The organism is Gimibacter soli, from assembly GCF_028463845.1.
Lineage (GTDB): Bacteria > Pseudomonadota > Alphaproteobacteria > Sphingomonadales > Kordiimonadaceae > Gimibacter > Gimibacter soli.
Genome location: NZ_CP116805.1, coordinates 167,295 through 187,729, shown reverse-complemented (window position 1 = coordinate 187,729; position 20,435 = coordinate 167,295). Strand labels below are relative to the sequence as shown.

22 protein-coding genes and 1 tRNA gene are annotated in these 20,435 nt (G+C 61.1%); 10 read left to right on the top strand and 13 right to left on the bottom strand.

Annotated features, from left to right (window positions below; translation table 11 throughout):
• Positions 1-71: 71 nt before the first annotated feature.
• The 3 genes from PH603_RS00865 (at position 72) to cysK (ending at position 2,749) form a co-directional block, all read left to right on the top strand.
• Positions 72-842, top strand: a complete 771-nt coding sequence (locus PH603_RS00865) for a lysophospholipid acyltransferase family protein (protein ID WP_289504026.1) — start codon at positions 72-74, stop codon at positions 840-842.
• Positions 843-939: 97 nt separating this feature from the next.
• On the top strand, positions 940-1,809 hold the full coding sequence (epsC, locus tag PH603_RS00860; protein WP_289504025.1) for a serine O-acetyltransferase EpsC: 870 nt from the start codon (positions 940-942) through the stop codon (positions 1,807-1,809).
• Between the two features lie 28 nt (positions 1,810-1,837).
• Entirely contained in the window at positions 1,838-2,749 is a 912-nt protein-coding gene (gene cysK / locus PH603_RS00855; protein ID WP_289504024.1) for a cysteine synthase A, read from the top strand.
• 31 nt (positions 2,750-2,780) lie between these two features.
• Here cysK and PH603_RS00850 read toward each other — a convergent pair whose 3' ends face one another.
• From PH603_RS00850 to bamJ, 4 genes are all read right to left on the bottom strand, one after another.
• Positions 2,781-3,131 (bottom strand): hypothetical protein, encoded by a 351-nt coding sequence (locus PH603_RS00850; protein ID WP_289504023.1) that lies wholly within the window; start codon positions 3,129-3,131, stop codon positions 2,781-2,783.
• A gap of 78 nt (positions 3,132-3,209) precedes the next feature.
• Positions 3,210-3,971: an SDR family NAD(P)-dependent oxidoreductase gene (locus PH603_RS00845; RefSeq protein WP_289504022.1), complete on the bottom strand. Its 762-nt coding sequence runs from the start codon at positions 3,969-3,971 to the stop codon at positions 3,210-3,212.
• Positions 3,971-5,143 (bottom strand): ZIP family metal transporter, encoded by a 1,173-nt coding sequence (locus PH603_RS00840; RefSeq protein ID WP_289504021.1) that lies wholly within the window; start codon positions 5,141-5,143, stop codon positions 3,971-3,973. Before PH603_RS00840 ends, PH603_RS00845 begins: the two co-directional genes overlap by 1 nt.
• Positions 5,144-5,302: 159 nt before the next feature.
• A complete protein-coding gene (gene bamJ, locus PH603_RS16490; protein WP_353507358.1) occupies positions 5,303-6,289 on the bottom strand; it encodes a BamJ family beta-barrel-assembly machinery protein in 987 nt (328 codons plus the stop codon).
• A 93-nt stretch (positions 6,290-6,382) separates the two neighbouring features.
• Between bamJ and PH603_RS00825 the strand changes: the two genes are divergently transcribed.
• A complete protein-coding gene (locus PH603_RS00825) occupies positions 6,383-6,715 on the top strand; it encodes an Hpt domain-containing protein (RefSeq protein ID WP_289504020.1) in 333 nt (110 codons plus the stop codon).
• Here the strand turns inward: PH603_RS00825 and PH603_RS00820 are convergent.
• From PH603_RS00820 to rpmH, 7 genes are all read right to left on the bottom strand, one after another.
• Positions 6,712-7,926, bottom strand: a complete 1,215-nt coding sequence (locus tag PH603_RS00820) for an RNA polymerase sigma factor (RefSeq protein WP_289504019.1) — start codon at positions 7,924-7,926, stop codon at positions 6,712-6,714. The genes PH603_RS00825 and PH603_RS00820 overlap by 4 nt on opposite strands.
• Positions 7,927-7,946: 20 nt before the next feature.
• Positions 7,947-8,297, bottom strand: coding sequence for a YciI family protein (locus PH603_RS00815; RefSeq protein WP_289504018.1), 351 nt, complete (start codon positions 8,295-8,297; stop codon positions 7,947-7,949).
• A gap of 128 nt (positions 8,298-8,425) precedes the next feature.
• Positions 8,426-9,085: a ribosome biogenesis GTP-binding protein YihA/YsxC gene (yihA, locus tag PH603_RS00810; protein ID WP_289504017.1), complete on the bottom strand. Its 660-nt coding sequence runs from the start codon at positions 9,083-9,085 to the stop codon at positions 8,426-8,428.
• Complete coding sequence (gene yidC, locus PH603_RS00805) at positions 9,082-10,860, bottom strand: membrane protein insertase YidC (RefSeq protein WP_289504016.1); 1,779 nt, start codon at positions 10,858-10,860, stop codon at positions 9,082-9,084. Before yidC ends, yihA begins: the two co-directional genes overlap by 4 nt.
• Before the next feature lie 25 nt (positions 10,861-10,885).
• Positions 10,886-11,119: a membrane protein insertion efficiency factor YidD gene (gene yidD / locus PH603_RS00800; RefSeq protein ID WP_289504015.1), complete on the bottom strand. Its 234-nt coding sequence runs from the start codon at positions 11,117-11,119 to the stop codon at positions 10,886-10,888.
• Between the two features lies 1 nt (position 11,120).
• Entirely contained in the window at positions 11,121-11,552 is a 432-nt protein-coding gene (gene rnpA, locus PH603_RS00795) for a ribonuclease P protein component (RefSeq protein WP_289504014.1), read from the bottom strand.
• A 113-nt stretch (positions 11,553-11,665) separates the two neighbouring features.
• Entirely contained in the window at positions 11,666-11,800 is a 135-nt protein-coding gene (gene rpmH / locus PH603_RS00790) for a 50S ribosomal protein L34 (RefSeq protein ID WP_289504013.1), read from the bottom strand.
• Between the two features lie 311 nt (positions 11,801-12,111).
• Between rpmH and PH603_RS00785 the strand changes: the two genes are divergently transcribed.
• Complete coding sequence (locus PH603_RS00785; protein ID WP_289504012.1) at positions 12,112-13,461, top strand: sensor histidine kinase; 1,350 nt, start codon at positions 12,112-12,114, stop codon at positions 13,459-13,461.
• 3 nt (positions 13,462-13,464) lie between these two features.
• On the top strand, positions 13,465-14,364 hold the full coding sequence (locus PH603_RS00780; protein WP_289504011.1) for a P1 family peptidase: 900 nt from the start codon (positions 13,465-13,467) through the stop codon (positions 14,362-14,364).
• Here the strand turns inward: PH603_RS00780 and PH603_RS00775 are convergent.
• Positions 14,361-14,852, bottom strand: coding sequence for a hypothetical protein (locus PH603_RS00775; RefSeq protein ID WP_289504010.1), 492 nt, complete (start codon positions 14,850-14,852; stop codon positions 14,361-14,363). The genes PH603_RS00780 and PH603_RS00775 overlap by 4 nt on opposite strands.
• A 158-nt stretch (positions 14,853-15,010) precedes the next feature.
• On the opposite strand from PH603_RS00775, the gene PH603_RS00770 reads away from it, so the two are divergent.
• From PH603_RS00770 to PH603_RS00755, 4 genes are all read left to right on the top strand, one after another.
• Positions 15,011-15,087 (top strand) — tRNA-Arg (locus PH603_RS00770).
• 130 nt (positions 15,088-15,217) lie between these two features.
• On the top strand, positions 15,218-15,379 hold the full coding sequence (locus tag PH603_RS00765; RefSeq protein WP_289504009.1) for a hypothetical protein: 162 nt from the start codon (positions 15,218-15,220) through the stop codon (positions 15,377-15,379).
• The gene (locus PH603_RS00760) at positions 15,376-16,419 is read left to right on the top strand and encodes an LPO_1073/Vpar_1526 family protein (RefSeq protein ID WP_289504008.1); all 1,044 of its coding nucleotides are present in this window, start codon (positions 15,376-15,378) and stop codon (positions 16,417-16,419) included. Before PH603_RS00765 ends, PH603_RS00760 begins: the two co-directional genes overlap by 4 nt.
• Positions 16,420-16,615: 196 nt before the next feature.
• Positions 16,616-18,199: an ABC-F family ATP-binding cassette domain-containing protein gene (locus tag PH603_RS00755; protein ID WP_289504007.1), complete on the top strand. Its 1,584-nt coding sequence runs from the start codon at positions 16,616-16,618 to the stop codon at positions 18,197-18,199.
• Between the two features lie 29 nt (positions 18,200-18,228).
• Here the strand turns inward: PH603_RS00755 and PH603_RS00750 are convergent, their stop codons facing one another.
• Entirely contained in the window at positions 18,229-20,289 is a 2,061-nt protein-coding gene (locus PH603_RS00750; protein WP_289504006.1) for a methyl-accepting chemotaxis protein, read from the bottom strand.
• Positions 20,290-20,435 lie beyond the last annotated feature (146 nt).

The following is a 20,435-nucleotide window of genomic DNA, read 5'->3' as shown; positions in this document are numbered from 1 at the left end:
TGTCAACGCACCGGCGAATGCCAATAGGTCGCGCAAGTGGCTGGAAACCGGCCCCGAAGGGAGAGAGCATCGTGATTCACCGCCTGATAGACGCCCTGCGGTCTGTCCTGTTCAACCTGACCTTCTATCCCTTCACGATCCTCTATACCGGGATCCTGTCGATCTTCTGCTACCTGCCGGTCAGCCAGGCGTTCGTGCGCAAGGGCATCCATGGCTATTGCCTTGGCTCGGCCTGGATCGCGCGCATCGTGATGGGGATCAGGTGGGAATATCGCGGTCTTGAGAACCTGCCGAAGACAGGCCCGGTGATCATTGCAGCAGCCCACCAGTCGAACCTGGATCCGATCCTCACCTATAACGTGCGGCAGGATGTAACGGCGCTTGCAAAGAAAGAGCTGTTCAGCCTGCCCTTCATCGGCCCGATCCTCTCTAAAGTCGGCATCATCCGGGTGGACCGCCAGTCCGGCACCGCCCACAAGGAAATGGATGCGGTTTCGAAGATCGTCCACGACGGCGGCCAGCCGATCATCGTTTACCCGCAGGCGACGCGCACCAAGCCCGGCCAGTACCGACCGCTCAAATCCGGTGCCTATTTCATCCAGAAGGCCGGTGACCTCACTGTTGTGCCGGTCGCCACCAACACCGGGCTTTTCTGGCGCAAGGGCTTTTTCCACCGTTCCGGTACTGCTGTTTTCGAGATCGGCGCACCGATCCCGTCGGGCCTGTCGAAGGACGCATTCATGAAGGCAATCGAGCGCGACGTGGTGAAACGCAGCGACGAACTTTTCGTGGAAGCGGGCTTCGGACACCTGCTGCCGGCCTCGGCGGACAAGGATAAGTAGGCCAAGTCTCGAATTTGTGAAGAAATTCTCGCGCAAGGTCCCCTTGTAGCGCCGCCCGATAGGTCTAAACTATGGAGGCGCAGCGAGGAGAGGCGCCATGAACAGTTCAAAAAAGATTTCTGCCACCGATGCACCGGCCCCGGCTGGTGACCTGAAAACACGGCTAACCGCGCAGCGCGCGCGGTATGGCCGTATTCCGCCCCTGTCGATCAGCTCGGGCGGTCAGCTTTATTGCCGCATCCTGTCCCTGATGTTCCCGCACTTCCTCCCCGAGGGCGAGCGGGACACGCCGGTTGACGGAATGCTGACAGCAGCGCGGGATGAGCTTGCCCGCCTGATCGCAGCACTCCTGCCCGAACGCGCGCACGAGGCCGATGCCATCACCTGCGCGTTTCTGGATCAGCTGCCGGCGATTGCCGACGCCTGCCATGCAGATGCCGAGGCGCTGCGTGAAGGCGATCCGGCCGCGACATCCCTGGATGAGGTGATCCTCAGCTATCCCGGCTTCTATGCGATCACCGCCTACCGGGTGGCGCATGCCCTGCTGAAGCTCGGCGTGCCGCTGTTGCCACGCATGATTACCGAATTCGCCCATCACCGCACGGGGATCGATATTCATCCGGGTGCGACGATCGGCAAATCGCTTCATATCGACCACGGCACGTCGGTGGTGATCGGCGAAACCGCCATCATCGGCAACAATGTGAAAATCTATCAGGGGGTCACCATCGGTGCGCTCCGGGTGGACGAAAGCATGCGGTCGAAGAAGCGCCATCCGACCATCGAGGACAATGTGGTGATCTATGCGAACGCCACGATTCTCGGCGGCGATACGGTTGTTGGTGCGAATTCCGTGATCGGTGGTAACGTGTGGCTCACCCGGTCGGTCCCGGCCTGGTCGCGCGTGATGTTCCGTCCGTGCGACACCGAGGAAATCATTCCGATCGATACCCGCCGCAAGGCGTGACCCGACAATCCTTTCTGGGGGAAATCAGATGAAAGCCCAATCCGTTCTCGACACTATTGGCGGGACCCCGCATGTGCGCCTTGCGCGCCTGTTTCCGGATCATGATGTCTGGCTGAAGCTCGAACGCGCCAACCCCGGCGGCTCGATCAAGGACCGGATTGCGCTGGCCATGATCGAGGACGCGGAGGCGAGCGGTGCCCTGAAGCCCGGTGGCACGATCATCGAGCCGACCTCCGGCAACACCGGGATCGGCCTTGCCATGGTCGCTGCTGTCAAAGGCTACCGGCTCATTCTTGTGATGCCGGAATCGATGTCGATCGAGCGCCGCCGCCTGATGCTCGCGTACGGTGCCGAATTTGTGCTGACGCCCAAGGAGCTTGGCATGAAGGGGGCCGTGGCCCGCGCCGAGGAATTGCTGGCCGGCACGCCCGGCGGCTGGATTCCGCAGCAGTTCAAGAACCCGGCAAACGCCGCGGTGCATGAACGCACGACGGCGGAAGAAATCGCGGTCGATTTCGCAGACGGGCTCGATTACCTGATCACCGGTGTCGGCACCGGCGGCCATATCACCGGCTGCGCACGCGCGCTGAAGAAGCGTTTTTCGGGCCTCAAGGTCTATGCGGTGGAGCCGACCCTGTCGCCGGTCCTTTCGGGCGGTCAGCCCGGGCCGCACCCCATTCAGGGGATCGGTGCCGGCTTCATCCCCGACGTGATGGATCTGAAGCAGACGGACGGCGTGGTGCAGGTCGCGCCTGATGCCGCCAAGGACATGGCCCGCAAACTGGCAACCAAGGAAGGCATCCTTGTGGGGATTTCTTCGGGCGCTACGCTTGCGGCGATTGCCTCGAAGCTTGACGAGATCGGCAAGGGCCGTGTGCTCGGCTTCTGCTACGACACGGGCGAGCGCTACCTTTCGGTACCGGACTTCCTGCCCGAATAATGGCCTGAATAAGGGATAAAGGAGCGGGCGGTCAGAAGCCCATCGCGCCGGCTGCTTCGGGCTCACCCGTTTGCAGCCGCACGATCAGGGCAATATGATCGCCCCTCAGCGCCAGTTCCTTGTAGGAACCGCGCGGCAGGGGAATGCCCTTGTCGATACAATGATTGAGCACCGCAACGCCAACCTCGCGGCTGTTCATCGGGGCCATCTCGTCATAGCCATCGGCGGTGACTTTCACCTGAACCTCGCCCTCTTCGTCGAGGCTCGCTTTCAGGGCCTCGCCGGCGATTTCATCGAAAATGCCTTTTTGCTCCAGCAGCGGACGCAGCGCGGTGGCCAGTTCGTCATGCGAAAAGATGATGCTGCGGGATTCGAGGATCATGTTGGCTCTCGATCAATCGGCGATAGTTCAAGTTTTTTGGATATTGCAACCTTTTCAGGCGCTTGTAAATCCCGAGCGTCAGATTGTGTCGCTCGTGGCACCGTCCACAACGACGTTGGCGCCGGTCATGTAGGCGGCTTCGTCGCTGGCAAGATACAGAACCGTGCGCGCAACAACGGCCGGGTCCGCCGGGCCGCCCTTCGGGAAACCGCCCGCAAATTTGCTCATGTCACCGCCGATATCGGCCAGTGCGCGGTCCAGCATCGGGGTCCGCATGGGGCCGGGGGAGATGGCATTGATGCGGATGCCGTCGGCCGCATAATCCATCGCTGCCGATTTGGTGATGCCGACAACCGCATGTTTGCTCATGCCATATGCCGTCATCCATTCCGCGCCGGATTTCGACAGGATCGACGCCGTGTTGACGATGGCGCCGCCGCGCCCCGCCTGCAGCATATGATGGATTTCGCGCCGCATGGCATGCCACACGCCCATCACATTGGTGCGCCAGACATCCTCGACGATGGCAAGGTCCTGATCGGCGAAGCGGGCGGCCTTGTGGCTGATCCCGGCATTGTTGACGGCAATGTCGATCCCGCCGGCCTGACCCGCTGCCGCATCGATGAAGGCATGCACGGATGGCTCCTCCCGCACGTCGGCATGGCGGTAGAAAGCCTGGCCCGGCGCATCTTTCAGGGAGGCGACAACGCGCTCGCCTTCGGCATCGATCAGGCCGCAGAACCAGACATTGGCGCCTTCGGCCACAAAGGCCCGCACGATGCTTTCGCCGAAGCCGGAGGTGCCGCCGGTGACGACAATCGATTTACCCTCGAAACGCATCAGGATTGTCTCTCGTGATGATGGTGGGAATGGCCCTTTTCGTGGCCATGTCCATGATGATGGTGATGCCCGACCGTATGATGGGCATGGAGGCGCGCGAAGGGGGTGCGCGGCATCAGCGTGCCGACAAAGCGCCGGGCCCCCATGCGCAGGAACGACGCCAGCGTCAGGATGCTCCACAGCATCAGCGGCAGATCGATCCGCACGGTGCCCACCGGCGGTTCGGGGAACCAGCCGGGCCGCAGAAGCGCGATCACGGTGACGGCAAGCCACAGGAGAAGCGACCAGGGGGCAGCAAGGTCCAGTCCGTCGCGGCAGCCCTCCAGCCGCTTGTGGCGGTGGCGCACGTAGCCAAAGGCGATGCCCGAAAGGACAAGGCCGAGAAGCAGCGGCGCCAGCGTGTGGCCGGTCGTCGCCATCAGATCGATGGCATTGGCGTGGCTTTCATCGCCTGCTACATGGCCGGCGTGCCCGCTGCGCATCATGTGGCTGAGCGCGAAGGCCATAAGGAGAAGCACGCCGGCAAGCGTACCGGCCTGCTGGCCCCGGCGGGCCTCGCGTTCGGTCGCTGGGTCTTCTTCCAGGGGATGCAGCACGATATGCAGCAGTGATCCGGCCGCAAAGGCCTGCCAGTAGCCGACGATGGGAATGCCGTGCCAGTCAAGCGCGATGCTGGCGGCACCATAGCCAAGCCCGGAGACGGCGGCGAGCACCGCAAGCATCAGGTAACCGACCTTCTGGCTCAGGAACGGGCGGAACAGCCACCACAGCGCCACGGCAACGCCGATCCGGTGCACCACAATACCGGTTGCCACAAAGGCAGCCCCTTCGTGGCCAGCGGCGAGGGCCAGGACGGCCCCGTCGCTCGCTTCATGCAGCAGGATGGCGATGAAGGCGATGACAAGGAAGGCCCGGTGCGCCTTGGCTTCGGCATGGTGCAGCATCAGTTCGGCGAGCCACGGCAGTGCGAAGCCGAGGGCGGCAACAAGAAATGCCACGAGCCCGCCATGCGCCAGCGCGTCGGGCAGGAGGGTCAGGAAGATGAGCCCGAACACGACCACGATCACAAAACCGTCGAGCCCGGCGCGGTAACCCGGGCGGCCATCGGTGAGCCGCGCCAGAAGGGGCGCAGCCAGCACGGCCATCATCGACAGGATCAGGGCAAGAAGCATCGGCAGGAACGGGTTCCAACAGGGCCGGGCGGACCATCCATCCGGCGCGAAACTGTTACAATATTACATTTGTCTTGGCCAGCACCGATAAATTTTGGGGCGAGGCCAGCAAAAAGGGGCCACGAAGGCCCCTTCCGCTTATCTCGATATAAGCCCGGCTTAGCGGACTTCAAGAAGCTCCACATCGAACACGAGGGTCGAATAGGGCGGGATATCCTGGCCGGCACCGCGGGCGCCGTAGCCGAGGTCGGACGGAATCGTCAGTTCCCATTTGTCGCCTTCCTTCATCAGAAGGAGCGCTTCGGTCCAGCCGGCGATCACGCCATTGACCGGAAAGTCGATCGGCTCGCCGCGCTTGTAGCTGCTGTCGAACTCAGTGCCGTCGATCAGGCGACCGGCATAGTGAACGACAACGGTTGAGGTGTCGGTCGGGCTTTTGCCGCTGCCGGATTCGACAACCTTGTACTGCAGGCCCGAAGCGGTGGTGGTGACACCGGCCTTCTTGCCATTCTCGGCGAGATAGGCGTCCTGCGGTGCCTTCATGTCGGCGATCAGTTCTTCCTCGCTCGTCACCTTGATCAGTTCAAGATCGAAGATGAGGGTCGAGTTCGCGGGGATCGGGCCACGGTCCATGTTGCCATAGGCGATCTCGGCGGGGATGGTGATCTGCATCTTGCCGCCTTCTTTCATCATCAGAAGCGCTTCGGTGAAGCCCTTGATCAGACGACCGGCGGGGAAGGTGGCGGGCTCGCCGCGCTTGAACGACGAATCGAACTCGGTGCCGTCGATCAGGCGGCCGGCATAATGGACAACCACATAGCTTTCAGCGGTCGGTGCGGCGCCTTCGCCTTCTTTCTCGACAACATACTGCAGACCGGATTCGGCAACTTTTACGCCTTCCTTGGCGGCATTCTCAGCGAGAAACGCTTCGTTCTTTTCCTTGTAGGCGGCAAGTGCGGTCATATCGATGGGACTTTCTTCTTCGGTATTGGTCTCGGTGCCTGCCTCGGTGCCGGCCGGTGCTTCGGTGGCGGCTTCGTCCTTCGGGGCTTCCGCTTCCTTCGGCTTGCTGCTGTCACAGGCGACAAGGGCAAGGCTGAGGAGGGCGGTGGCAAGGATATTCTGCAGGGCGGTATGCTGACGCATGATGGTTTCCTCGGGTTCAGAATTGGCGCGACACTAGCGAAGCCATGGGGTAGGGGAAAGGAAATAATGCAGGTTGCCGTAAGGAAACGCTGAATGATGACCGACGTTCCGACCTTCGATCCAGACCCGTTCGAACGCATAAAGGCCGATGTGGGCGAAGAAACCGCCCGTGTGCTGATGGCGAGCTTCCGGGCCGAGGTCGAAGACGCACTCGAGGCCCTTTTCGCCCATCATGATGGCGGGAATTGGGCACTCCTGGATGTCGAATCCCACGCGCTGAAAAGTACGGCCCGCACCTTCGGCGCGCTGGCGCTTGGCGAGGCGGCGGAACGGGTCGAAAAGGAAGCGGAAGCCGGCGGCGTGAGCGAGGAAGCGATGGCGATGCTTCGCGAGACGATTATCGCCACGCTTGAGGCCACTACCTAGAAACAGGCCGCGAGCCGGCTTTCCAGATGCTCCACCGAGGGGGTCGTACCGCCGTGGGCGAGGGCGGCGCGAAACTCGGTCGCTGCACCCGCTGCATCCCCGCAGGTCAGCAGGATTTCACCGCGCGCCGCATGGTAAAGGCCGTAGGTCGCCAGCGCTGGATGGGCGGCCAATGCATCAAGCCGGGCGAGTGACGCACCGGCGTCACCGCGCATGGCGGTGGCAATCGCCTGATTGAGTGCGACAATGGGTGAACCTGTCATTTCAGCCAGAAGATCATAGGACGTGCAGATGGCCTCCCAGTCGGTTGATGCCCAGTCGGGGCTGACAGCGTGGGCGGCGGCGATCCCGGCTTCCAGATGATAGCGGCTCAAACGGTTCGCCCCCTGTGCATGCCTCAGATACAGAAACCCGTTTTCGATACTATTGCAGTCCCAGCGGCTTCGGTCCTGATCGGCCAGCCGCACGAAGCGCCCGGCTTCATCGGTTCGGGTCCCCAGCCGGGACGCCTGAAAGTTCAGAAGGGCGGCGAGCGCACTGGCGTCCGGCGAGGCTGTCATCTTGGCGCCGGCCAGGGTTTCAGCAAGACGCAGGGCCGCAAGCGCCACATCGCGCCGCACGGCACCTTCCCCCATGCTCGGTGCATAGCCGAGCGAAAAGGCCAGATAGATGACCTTGTGGACGGTCTCCAGCCGAGCAGCAAGATCGGCGGGCAGTGGCCAGTCGAGCGTGAGGCCACTATCACGAATGCGGGCCTTCACACGCGTCAGGCGCTGGCTCATCGTCGCGGCGGGCACGAGAAAGAGCCCGGCAATTTCGCGTGCCGTGAAGCCAAGCGCGGTATTGAGCGTGAGCGCCAGCCGGTCGGGTTCGGCCAAATCGGGATGGGCGCACAGGAGGATGAGCCGCAGCTCGTCGTCCTCGACCCCCGGTGTCGGGTCACTGCTGTGGCCCGCCATGGTCTCGTCGAGCCCGGTTTCCGGCCGGGTGCGGCGCAGGCGGTCGATCATCCGGTTGTAGGCGGCGCGGTGGAGCCACGCGGCAGGATTTTCCGGCGGGCCTTCGTAGGTCCAGGCGCGGGCTGCAGCGACAAGCGCATCCTGTGCGATGTCTTCGGCGAGGGCCAGTTGCCCGGCGCCAAGTCTGCGAGCAATGGTGGCGACCAGCCGTCCGGCCTCGCGGCGGAACAGCTGGTCGAGGGTTTCGTTCAAGGGGCTGTCGGACCCGGGCTTCATTCTATTGCGTCGATCATCCGCACTTCGATCCGGCCATATTTGAGATGGGGGCAGGTTTTGGCGAGCGCGCAGGCCTCGTCATAGTCGGCGGCCTCGATCGTCATATAGCCGCCGAGGATTTCATGGGCTTCGGCGAAGGGGCCATCATGGATTTCAACCGATCCGCCTTTGGTGCCCATCACACGGCCCGGCTCGTCTGTCAGTTTCTGGCCGCCGACATAGCGGCCCTCGGCCTTCATCTTCTCGGTCCAGGCCATATAGTCCTTGATGATCGCCATCATCTCGTCGCCCGAGAGGCCGGCGAAGGCATCGGTGCGGTCGTGCAGGAACAGGATGAATTGCGCCATTGTGTGTCTCCCTTTGGTTGCCAGCGTGCCAGCGCGCGGCAAACCGGGCAAGCTTGCAGGCGCTGTATCCTGATGACGCAGGACGCAGGCGGGATTCGACAGGGCGTGAAAATAAAGTCGGGAAGGCCTTAGCCGTTCGCGGCGATCTGGGCGATTTCGGCGCGCACTTCTTCAAGGCCCCAGCCCTTCTCACTCGATGTAGCAAGCACGACAGGGTGGCAGGCGATGAAGGTTTTGGCGTCAGCCGCGGTCTTCTCGATGATCTTGGCGCGTTCGGGCGTGGTCAGCTTGTCGAGCTTCGTCAGCACGATCTGGTAATTGACCGCAGCGTCATCAAGCATCTTCATGATCTCGCGGTCGTTTTCCTTGAGGCCATGCCGGCTGTCTATGAGAAGGAGCACCCGGCGCAGGGTCGGGCGACCACGCAGGAAGGATTTCACCAGATGGGTCCAGCGCTCCACGCGCTTGCGCTCGATCTTGGCATAGCCGTATCCTGGCAGGTCGACGAGATACATCGGCAGGTTCATCTCTTCACCTGCGCGGAAATAGTTCAGTTCCTGCGTGCGGCCCGGCGTGTTCGAGGTACGCGCCAGTGTCTTGCGGCCGGTCAGGGCATTCACAAGGCTCGATTTGCCGACGTTCGAGCGGCCGGCAAAGGCCACTTCCGGGCGGTCGGCACCCAGAAGCTGGTCCAGCTTCACGGCACCCATGACGAACTCGACGGGACCGGCCAGCATCAGCCGGCCGGTTTCCATCTGTTCAGGTGTGAAGCGGGCTTCTTCGGTCACGCCTTGGAGCTCCGTGCAACACGGGCTTCTTCACGGCGCATGATGACCCATTGCTGGGCAACCGACAGAAGCGAGTTCCAGGTCCAGTAGATCACGAGGCCTGCGGCGAACTGCGCCAGCATGAAGGTGAAGATGATCGGCAGGAACATCATGACCTTCGCCTGCGTCGGGTCCATGCCCGTTTGCGGGTTCATCTTCTGCTGCAGCCACATGGTGAGGCCCATCAGGATCGGCCATACGCCGATGGCGATCATGGCCGGCGGGTCCCACGGAATCAGACCAAAGAGGTTGACCGGGGTGAAATGGTCCGGTGCCGACAGATCCTGCACCCAGCCGAAGAAGGGCTGGTGGCGCATCTCGATCGTTACATACAGCACCTTGTAGAGCGAGAAGAAGATCGGGATCTGCACCAGCACCGGCAGGCAGCCGGCCAGCGGGTTGATCTTTTCCTTCTTGTAAAGCTCCATCATTTCCTGCTGCAGGCGGGCCTTGTCGTCCTTGTGGCGTTCCTGCAGGGCCTTGATCTTCGGCTGCACCATCTTCATGTGGCTCATCGACACATAGGATTTGTTGGCAAGCGGGAAGAGTGCGGCCTTGATCAGGACGGTCATCACAAGGATGGCAATGCCGAAGTTTCCGGTCAGTTCAAAGAGATAATGCAGCCCTTTGAAGATCGGGCGGGTCAGCCAGTAGAACCAGCCCCAGTCGATGGCGCGGTCGAAAAGCGGGATGCCGAGCTTGGTTTCATAGTCATCGATCGCCGAAACGATCTTGGCACCGGCGTAGAAGTGGGTCACGTCCTCGCGGCTGTTGCCGGCGGCCACGGCCTGCCAGTTTTCAACATAGTCGACACGGTGGCGCAGCATGCCGCCCGTTGCCTGACGCACGAAGCGGGCGCGCGAAAGGTCGGCTTCCTGATCGGGGATCAGGACAGTCATCCAGTATTTGTCGGTGATGCCGAGCCAGCCACCCTTGGACGAGGTTTCGAAGTTGCCGTCGTCTTCAAGGTCCGAATAGCTTTTTTCCTCAAGCGTGCCGTTGAATACGCCAAGCGGACCTTCGTGAAGGATGTAAAGGCCTTCGGTCTTCACCTGGCCGTCCCGGTTAATGAGGCCGTAGGGGGCAAGCTCAAGCGCTTCGCCTGAGGAGTTGGTGACCGACTGGGTCACCTTGAACATGAATTCCTTGTCGATCTCGATCTTCTGGGTGAAGCGCACACCGGCAGTGTTCGTCCAGGAGAGAGTGACAGGGCTGTCGGGGCTCAGGGTCGCATTGTCGGCGGTCCAGACCGTCTGGTCACCGGGGACGAAATCCGTGCCCTGACCTTTGGCAGCCCAGCCAAAGCGCACATAATAGGAGCGCTCGTCAGCGAGGGGCGAGAGGAGACGAACCGGGCGGTCGTCTTCAAGCGAAACGCTATGCTTCACAAGCACAAGGTCATCGAACCGCGCGCCGCGCAGCGACAGCGAGCCTTTCAGCTCCGGCGTTTCGATCTTCACCGAACCGGCGTCGGGGAGCGCAGCAACAGCCTTGGTGGCAGGTGCTGCTGCGGCGGTGCCGAGATCATCATGCGGGGCGATGGCAAGGTCATCGGCCGGGGCAGGGGTTGCGGTCGACAGCGCGTCGCCGGGCTCGCCCGCTTTCTTCAGCGCGTCCTGCGCTTCCAGCTCGCGCTGGGCGGCTTCCATTTTCGGCTGCAGGTAAAGCTTGTCGTAGCCGATCATGACAAGGAGCGCGAGACCGAGCGCAATGAACAGATTCTTGTTATCACCCATAGTGACGTTTCATCCCGATTAGACTTTATCTATCCGCGGGCGGGACCGGGTCGTAACCCGAGCCGCCCCACGGATGGCATTTCGTGACGCGCCTTATTGCCAGCCAACCACCCTTAAGTCCACCATGAAGACGGATAGCTTCAAGCGCATAGGCGCTGCAGGTGGGCTGGTAACGGCAGTTCTGGCCAAGAAGCGGCGACAGGAAATAACGGTAAAAGCGCACGAGCCCCGTGAGACAAATGGCAAGCGGGGACCGCATTTCAAGGCTTTCCCTTGGGTTTCTGCGCATTTTCGCGCCGCTCGGGCTTCGCCTTGCCACCTGTGAGGTCAGCGCCGGCACCGAGCTTTGAAAGGCCCCAGGCGAGATCGGCTTTCAGCTTTTCAAACGGATAGTCGACAGCCGCCTGCCGGCCGACGAGCACATAATCCCAGCCCTGCACGCCTTTTTCGGGCAGAATCGCCCGGGCGGCTTCCTTCAGGCGGCGGCGGGCCCTGTTGCGGATCACCGAATTGCCGACCTTCTTGGAAACCGTGAAGCCGGTACGCGGTGGCACGTCGGTTTCGCCGGGGCGGGCTTGCAGGATGAATGCGGGGGTGATCCATTTGCGGCCGGTGGCGGCAATGGCGAGATAGTCGGGCCGTTCGGTGACCCGATGGAGCGCCTTGGCGGCCTTGGCCTCTTGCCCGCTCATGCCTTGTTCAGCCCCTCAAAAGACGAAAGCCGACCGGATAACTCTCGGTCGGCATTCGAAATGCAGCTTTCCGCCGGGGCACCATGGCGCCCCGCGTCGCTCCGTGTCAGGCCTTAGGCCGACAGGCGCTTGCGGCCACGCGCGCGGCGGGCAGCAAGGACGGCGCGACCGCCAACGGTTGCCTTGCGAGCGCGGAAACCATGACGGCGCTTGCGGACGAGCACACTCGGTTGATAGGTACGTTTCACGTGTCCAACTCCAGCTTTATCGCGCGGTTCCGCCGCAATGGGGGCTGCCTGCGCATCAAATTCGAGCGCGCTGTATAGCCCCGCCCATGGCATGAGTCAACCGTGGAATGGTCGATTTTCGGGCGAAACGGACAAGCGCCGTAATTTTTCGCCTGCCATCATAGAGGTGCGAACAAGGCTTGCCAAGCGCTTGAAAGGCCGCATAGTTTCATCTGACCTCACGCGGCCATGCGCCGCCAACAGATAAAAAGATGCCAGACAGATACAGACCCATCACCTCCTCTCTGCGCTCCCGTTTGCTGGCGCTCACCGTGTTTTTCATCACGGTGGTGGAGCTGCTTGTCTTCATGCCCTGGATCGCCGCGTACCGGCAGGGTTTCCTTGAAGAACGGCTGATTGCCGCGCAGGTGGCAGCCCTGTCGCTTGAAGAAGCACCGGGCCATATGGTCAGCCCGCGGCTTGAACAGCAGCTTCTGGAAACCGCCGGTGTGATTGCCGTGATCGTGCGCCGGGAAGACAAAAGCCTGATGCTCGGGTTCGACCTGATGCCGGCCGAAGCCGATGCAGTGATCGACCTCCGTCAGGCGTCGCTTGGCATGCTCATCGCCGATGCCTTCGATACGTTCCAGGCCGAAGGCGGGCGTATCATCCGGGTGGTAGGCGAGCCATCGCTCCCTGGCACCCGCTGGGTCGAGATCACCATGAGCGAAATGGGCCTCTATGAAGCCATGGTGGCCTACAGCTCCAACGTCCTTATTCTATCCATAATCGTTTCGGTGATGGTGGGGCTCGGTGTTTACCTTGCCCTTCACTGGCTGATGGTCCGCCCGATGCGGCGGCTGAAGAACACCATTGTCAGCTTCCGCCTGCATCCCGAAGCCAAAGGCCCGCACCGCCGGCTGGTGCGCCGCCGCGACGAGATCGGCGTGGTGAGCCGCGAACTTGTCCGCATGCAAGACGAGCTGCAGGCGAACCTGAAGGAAAAGACCCGCCTTGCCGAGCTCGGCGAAGCGGTTTCCAAGATCAATCACGACCTCAGGAATATCCTGACGACGGCGCAGCTGGCGACCGACCGGCTCTCGAAGGTTGATGATCCGCGCATCGTGCCGGTGGCGCGCCGCCTGATGACCTCGGTAAGCCGCGCAGTGGCCCTTTGTGAACGCACGCTCCGCCATGGCCGCGCCGATGAGCCCGCACCCGTGAAGGGAGAAACCCCGCTGTTGCCGCTCCTTGAGGATGTCGCCGCCACGCTCGGGCTCGATGACGACGGCGACTTCAAGGTCTATTTCAACTTCCCGAAAGACTTCTGGATCTGGGGTGACGGCAATCAGCTGCACCGCGTGTTCCTCAATCTCGCCCGCAACGCGCACGAGGCGCAGGGCCAATCGGGCTCGATCACCTTCACGGCGGAACGGGATGACACCGGCACCTTCCATATCGATATCACCGACACGGGCCCCGGCATCCCGGCGCATCTGGTGCCGAACCTGTTCAAGCCGTTCCTGGCGGTTGCCAAGGCGGGCGGCTCCGGCCTCGGCCTTGCCATCGCGCGCGATATCGTACTCGCCCACGGCGGCCAGATCGGGCTGAAGGAAACGGGCGAGGGCGGCACCACCTTTCGGGTCTGCCTGCCGGGCCCCGATCCCGACGGCGAGGACTGAGCCATGCAGGTTTCCGCCCGCCCCGGCCCCGGTGATTCGCTCCTTGATATAAAGGGGCTGAAGGTCGGGCAGGCGGAGGATGCCCGTGTCCGCACCGGCACCACTGTCATCCTGCCCGACGCCCCTGTTGCGATGGGGGTGGATGTGCGCGGCGGCGCGCCCGGCACGCGGGATACCGATGCGCTTGACCCCACCTGCCTAGTTGAAAAGGTTCACGGCCTTGTGCTGTCGGGCGGGTCCGTCTTCGGGCTGGCGGCGGCCGACGGCGTGACGGCAATGCTCTCCTCGCGTGGCATTGGCCTGCCGCTTGGCCCCCGCGCTGTACCCGTGGTGCCGTCGGCCATCCTCTTTGATCTCGCGAATGGCGGCGACAAGGACTGGGGCGACACGCCGCCTTACCGCGATCTGGGCATCAAGGCGCTCATGGCAGCGGGGGAGCCGATTCGGCAGGGCCGCGCGGGTGCGGGATACGGCGCGCTTGCCGGCGGCCAGCCGGGCGGGATCGGTACGGCAAGCCTTGTTCTTGCGGACGGCACGGCGGTCGCCGCCCTAATCGCTGTCAATTGTTTCGGGGAGGTAGCACCGGGCGCGATGCAGCACGGCGAGGTGACCCTGCCCAAGCTTGGCCTCGTGGGCGGCAACACCACAATCGGCTGCGTGGCAACGAATGCGGTGCTCGATAAAGCCGCCTGCCGGCGCCTTGCCATCATGGCGCAGGACGGTCTCGCACGGACGATTCGCCCGATCCATACGTCGTTTGACGGCGACACGATTTTTGCGATGGCAACCGGCGAAAAGGCGGCATCCGGCCCGCTGGCCACCACGCTTGCCATCCTCGGCACGCTCGCGGCGGACTGTGTGGCGCGCGCCGTGGAAAAGGCCGTGTCCGCCGCTGCCGGTTAGGGCGTCAGGGCTTTCAGCTTCTGCCGCTCGGTCGCGACCAGCTTGTCAGACGCTGCATAAAGGGCGGCTGCCGCCTCCGAAAGCCCGGTCAGGGGGATCAGGCGTTCCCGCACGAAGCTCGCCCGGGTCAGCAGCAGCTGCGCCTCGCGCCAGCGATCCCCCGCCACATCCTTGTCGGGGGCAGTGCCAATCGAATCGCGAACATCGGCGTAGGCCTTCAGCGCAGCCCCGTAAGCCGCCTCAACCTCGGCGAAGCGGCTGGCGGCTTCTTCCGCCGATTCGGGCATCGCATCCACCGCCTCGTCGCTCGCGGTCGGCGGTGCGACCTCACGCGGGCGGGCGTTCGGGTCCTTGTAGGGCGTGGTGCGCGCCGCCGCATCCGGCAGCGGATCGGTCAGCGACGGCCAGTCGGCCTGCCCGGCGCATCCGGCGACGAGAAAGGCGGCAGCAAGGGCAGGTATCAGGGGCGCGGGCGGGCGCAGGATCATCACTTTTGTCCCGTTCTTCGGTCGGTTCGGGGGCTACGCTAATGGCCTTTTCCCGCCCCGCCAAGAAAAAGTCATTTCCCTCTTGCATTGGCTGGGCAATCTGATTAGGTTGCGCCCCACATCAGCCGGGGCCGGTTTTGACGGCCCCTGAGGAATGCGCGCCCGTAGCTCAGCTGGATAGAGCATCAGACTACGAATCTGAGGGTCAGGAGTTCGAATCTCTTCGGGCGCGCCATTTCCCCCTGATCGACGAAAAAGCCCTGCCGGAAACGGCGGGGCTTTTTGTTTTATTGGTCTCATTTTCTCGCACTAAAGTGGTAACATTCAGAAGCCTTATTGGCCGTTTTTGACGTAAGGGGGGTGGCATGAGCGTTTCTGAGATTGTTTTGTGGGCAATTGGTATTTTAATTACGATTTTGTTGGCATTCATCGGTGTGAAAAAGGTCAACCAGAAGACCCGCCAGCGTGCTCGAACGGGAGATGCTTCTGTGGTGATCCAGTCAGGGAGGGACACGAAAATCAAATGATCCCTACACAGAAAATCACTACAGGAACAAATTCCGCAGTAATTCAAAGTGGGCGTGATACCAATTTGGGCGTGTCGCCAGAGCAGATGCGGCAAATCGTTGAGACTCTGGCAGATCAAATGCCGAAATACGCAGCAATTGCTGCTGAGATTGTAGAAGCTAGGCTTAAAACATTTGAAGAAAAAATCATGGACCGCTTCTCGACATCGGAAAGCGCAAATCCTAAGGCATTCTCAGACCCGGACTTTCAGTACTTACTCGGCAAATCGCAGCAGGCTTTTGCACGGTCAGGAGACCAATTAACAGCAGATGTCTTAGTGGACTTAATTGCCGAACGGTCGTTGCAAGCCGAGAGATCGCGATTAACGCTCAGTTTGAATGATGCCGTTGAGCGCTCGGCATTGTTAACCAAAAACGAATTTGCAGAGTTATCCCTTGCCTTCTTGCTTCGCTTTACTCGGAAATTGGGGCTGACTAACTTCCGCGCACTGGTTGAGAACCTAAAAGAGACCTCCAGTCCTCTACTTAAAGATATTTCAAGAGAATCTTCGAGCTATTCGTATCTCGCGGCTCAAGCTTGCGCGTCCGTTGAAATCGGAACCATTAATTTTATGGACATGATGAGTGGCACGTATGGTGGGCTTATTTCGCTAGGTACTCCACGTAAGAAATTCGCCGCTATACTTGGAGAAAATTTTGAGAGTGATTACCCAGGTATAATTGTGGGCTGCATAAACGGAGGAACAGCCTTTCAGGCTGATGCATTAAATCTGGAGTCCCTCGTAGAGCGCATGAGAAAATATTCTATTGAAGATAAGGCGAAACAGGTTTGGAATGCTCACATGGAGGGCGTAATGAACCAAGAGCAGTTCGTTGAGAATGGTAAGAAGTATTTTGATGAGTTGCCGCATCTCGTGGAGTTATGGCAAACGACACCTCTGAAGCATCTTGAGTTGACTTCAGTAGGTATCGCAATCGCTTACGCAAATCTTAAGAGGGTAAGTTCATTTAGTGCAGATTTATCTATTTGGATCAAATAGATTTCCCTTAATGGCGGCAAGTATCACCTTACGTTGATTTTCACCCGCTCTCGCGCGCCACTTCCCCCTGACCAACAAAAAGCCCTGCCTTCCGGCGGGGCTTTTTGTTTGCGTTAAAGCGACAGCAATATTTTTGTGCGATGCAGCGTGGAACTCTGTATAAGCGCAGCTCATTGCATTCACGGGACTGTCTCACATGATCACCTTCACCGACGTGGCGCTGCGGCGCGGGGCCAAGCTGCTGTTCAAGGACGGTTCCTTCAATCTGAACGCCGGCGAGAAGATGGGCCTTGTGGGCGGCAACGGCGCTGGCAAGTCTTCGCTTTTTGCGCTTCTGCGCGGCGAGCTGATCGCCGAGGGCGGTACGGTCGATTTCCCGGCCAAGTGGCGCATCGCCCATGTGGCGCAGGAAACCGAAGGCAGCCCGCAATCGGCCCTGCAGTTCGCGATTGACGGCGATATCGAGCTGCGCGCGCTGGAAGCCGAGCTTGCAAAGGCCGAGGAAGCCGAAGACGGCTTCGAGATCGCCCGTATCCATGAAGAGTTCATGCGGATCGACGCCTATTCGATCGAGCGCCGCGCGGCGGAGCTGCTGGTCGGCCTCGGCTTCGATGAGGCCGTTCACGAAAATGCGGTGTCGTCTTTCTCGGGCGGCTGGCGGATGCGGCTGAACCTTGCCCGCGCGCTGATGTGCCGGTCGGATCTGCTGCTTCTCGATGAGCCCACCAACCACCTTGACCTTGAAGCCATCGTCTGGCTGCAGGACTGGCTGAAGGCGTTTGACGGCACCGTGCTGATGATCTCGCACGACCGCAACTTCCTGGATGCCACCGTGGACCGCATCCTCGAGCTCGCCGGTGGCACGCTCACGCTCTATACCGGCGGCTATTCGGATTATGAGAATATGCGCGCCGAGAAGCTGATGCAGCAGCAGTCGCTTTATGAAAAGCAGCAGCGCCAGATCGCCCATATGTCGTCCTTCATCAACCGCTTCAAGGCGCAGGCCTCGAAAGCCCGTCAGGCACAAAGCCGTATCAAGGCGCTGGCGAAGCTGGAGCGCGTGGCAGCCGCCCATGTGGACACGCCCTTCACCTTCAAGTTCCGCGAGCCCGATGCGATGGCAACCACGCTTTGGGAAGCGCTCGGCGCTGATGCCGGCTATCCCGGCAAGCAAATCCTAGGCGATATCACCCTGAATATCGGGGCGGGTACGCGGGTCGGCCTTCTCGGCCGCAATGGTGCCGGCAAATCGACCCTCATCAAGATGATCGCTGGCGAGATCGAAAGTGCTGGCGGTGAAGTGATCCGCGACCGCAAGCTCAATATCGGCTATTTCGCCCAGCACCAGCTGGAAACGCTGGACCCTGAGCAATCACCGCTCTGGCACATGAAGAAGAAGGCCCCGCAGGCGCGCGAGCAGGAACTGCGCACTTATCTTGGCACCTTCGATTTCTCGGACAAGACCGTGTTCCAGGAAACCGGCACCATGTCGGGCGGCGAGAAATCACGGCTTGTGCTTGCCATGATCATCTGGGACAGGCCGAACCTCTTGCTCCTTGACGAGCCGACCAACCACCTTGACCTTGAGGTGCGGGCGGCGCTCACCCTCGCGCTGCAGGAATTTGAGGGCGCCGTCGTGCTCGTCTCGCACGATACATCGCTTATCGAAACCGTGGTTGACCGCTACTGGCTCATCGACAAGGGCACGGTCAGCGAGTTTGACGGCAATCTTCTCGACTATAAACGCTACCGCGCACAGGCCGACCGCAAGGCGGCCTGAGAGGCCCCGGGGCTCGGGCAATACTGACCTCAGGCGTCGCTGCGGATTTCCTGAAGGAAAGTTTTCAGCGCTTCATTCAGCTTCTCGGCCTGCATCGCGAGCTCGGAAGAAGCTTCGCGGACCTCGGTCGTCGCAGCATCATTCTCGTCCGTCAGCCGCGATACGCTCGAGATACTTTGCGTGACCGTCATCGTGCCCTGAGCGGCATATTGCGTGCTCTTGCTGATCTCTTGCGTGGCGGCAGCCTGCTGTTCTGCAGCGCTGGCGATGGTGACCGAGATCGAATTGACCTGTTCGATCGTCTTGGTGATCTGGCCAACCACGGATACGGTCTCAACTGTCGCCTTTTGCATATTGCCAATCTGGGCGGAGATTTCCTGCGTGGCTCTTGCCGTCTGGGTTGCAAGCGTTTTGACCTCGCTGGCGACAACGGCAAAGCCCTTGCCCGCATCGCCCGCCCGGGCGGCCTCGATGGTGGCATTGAGCGCCAAGAGGTTCGTCTGCTCGGCAATGTCGTTAATCAGGTCGATCACGTTGCTGATCTTGTCGCCTGCGAGCTTGAGCGATTCCACATTTTCGGCGGCCGTATTGGCCTGTACCACGGCACCACGGGTTACCTCGGCGGCATTGGCGAGCTGGGCGCTGATTTCCTGCACCGAGGCATAAAGTTCCTCGGACGCACTTGCGACCGAATGCACATTCTCCTCGGCGGTTTTGGTGGCATTGAGCGCAGCAGCAGTCTCGGCCGTCGTCTTGCCGGCAATGGTCGTCAGGATCTCGGCCGTTGAGGCCATTTCGCTTGAGGCACTGCTCACGCCATTCACGATGTCGCCGATGCGCCGTTCAAAATTATCGGCCATCTGCAGACGGTCGCGCTTGCGCTGGTTGGCTGCGGCTGTCTCCTGCGCCTCTTTATCAGCGCGCGCCTGACGCTCGGCCTCGAGCTCGGCAAGGCGCCGTTCTTCGCGCTGGCGCTCGGCCTCTATACGTTCGGCTTCAGCGGCCTGCTCCAGCCTGATTTTTTCGATGCTGGCTTGCTTGAAGACCTCAACAGCATTGGCCATCGAACCAATTTCGTCGCGCCGTTCACGGTCCGGCACGATTGTATCGAGCGCACCGGAGGCCAATCGCTGCATCACATTGGTCAGATTGAGAACAGGGCCGGAAATCGACCGGTTGATGAAATAGGCAAGGACAGCGGCCGTCGCGATTGCGAGCGCAAAGACCAGCATGGTTGAACGGGTGGCAGATTGCTGCTGCGCAGTGAAATAGCTGCGGTCAACGCCGAGGACCAAAATACCGATCGTCTTGCCGCTATAGTCGGCAATGGGGGCGGCGATGCGGGCATATTCCCTGCTGTTGAAGCTGACATGCTGCAGAATGGCTTGCTGGTTCCGGGCGGATAGCAATGTTGCGTCGGCGAGATCCAAGACGCTTTCTGGGAAGGTCGACGCGAAAGGCTTCAGGCCTTGCCCCTCGAGCAGAAGCAAAGCGACCTCGGCACCTGTGCGCGCTTTGAAGCTTTCAAAGAAAGGCTGCCCGAAGGACATGCCGAATTCAACCGAACCGACATGCTGACCCTGAAAGCGGATTGGTGTAATGCCCCGGACGCCCAGCCCGGCTACGCCAAACTCAAGCCCTTTGACACTTTTGACGGCCTTGTTGGTCTCAACGAGAGACGGCCGCATTTCCGAAAGGTCGTCGCCGAATTTTTCGGGTCTGTGGACGCGCAGGAAAGATACAGCCGGTGCCAGATGGAACTGGAACTGCTCGACATTATAGTCCCGTTTCATGGTGGCGAAGCCCGGTACGAACAGGTCCGCGAGTGCCTGACGGTCCTGATTGGCCATCGCTTCCTGCACAACCGGCATCGATGCCACCTGTTCGGCAAGTGCGGCGGCGCTGCCAGCTTCCTGTTCGAGCATGCCCAGCAACTGCCGGTTATAGGCCTGAAGCTCGCGCTCCTCGGCCTGTGCAATCACCGATGACTGGATGCTGGCATTGACAAGGGCAATCAGAAGCCCTGTCACGATTGCCACCAGAATAAGCGAGAAAACAATACGGACACTGATCTTGAGGGAGGAAAACATCGGCAGCCACCACGTCAGAGTATGTGTGTTTCGAATGTTGCCTGATCATAGGCACGGATTGCCTCAAAATTCGGTTAACTTTGAGCGCATTTTCACCTTTGGGTGGACTATCCAGATATCGACGCGCGTCCTGTCTGGTAGCGTTC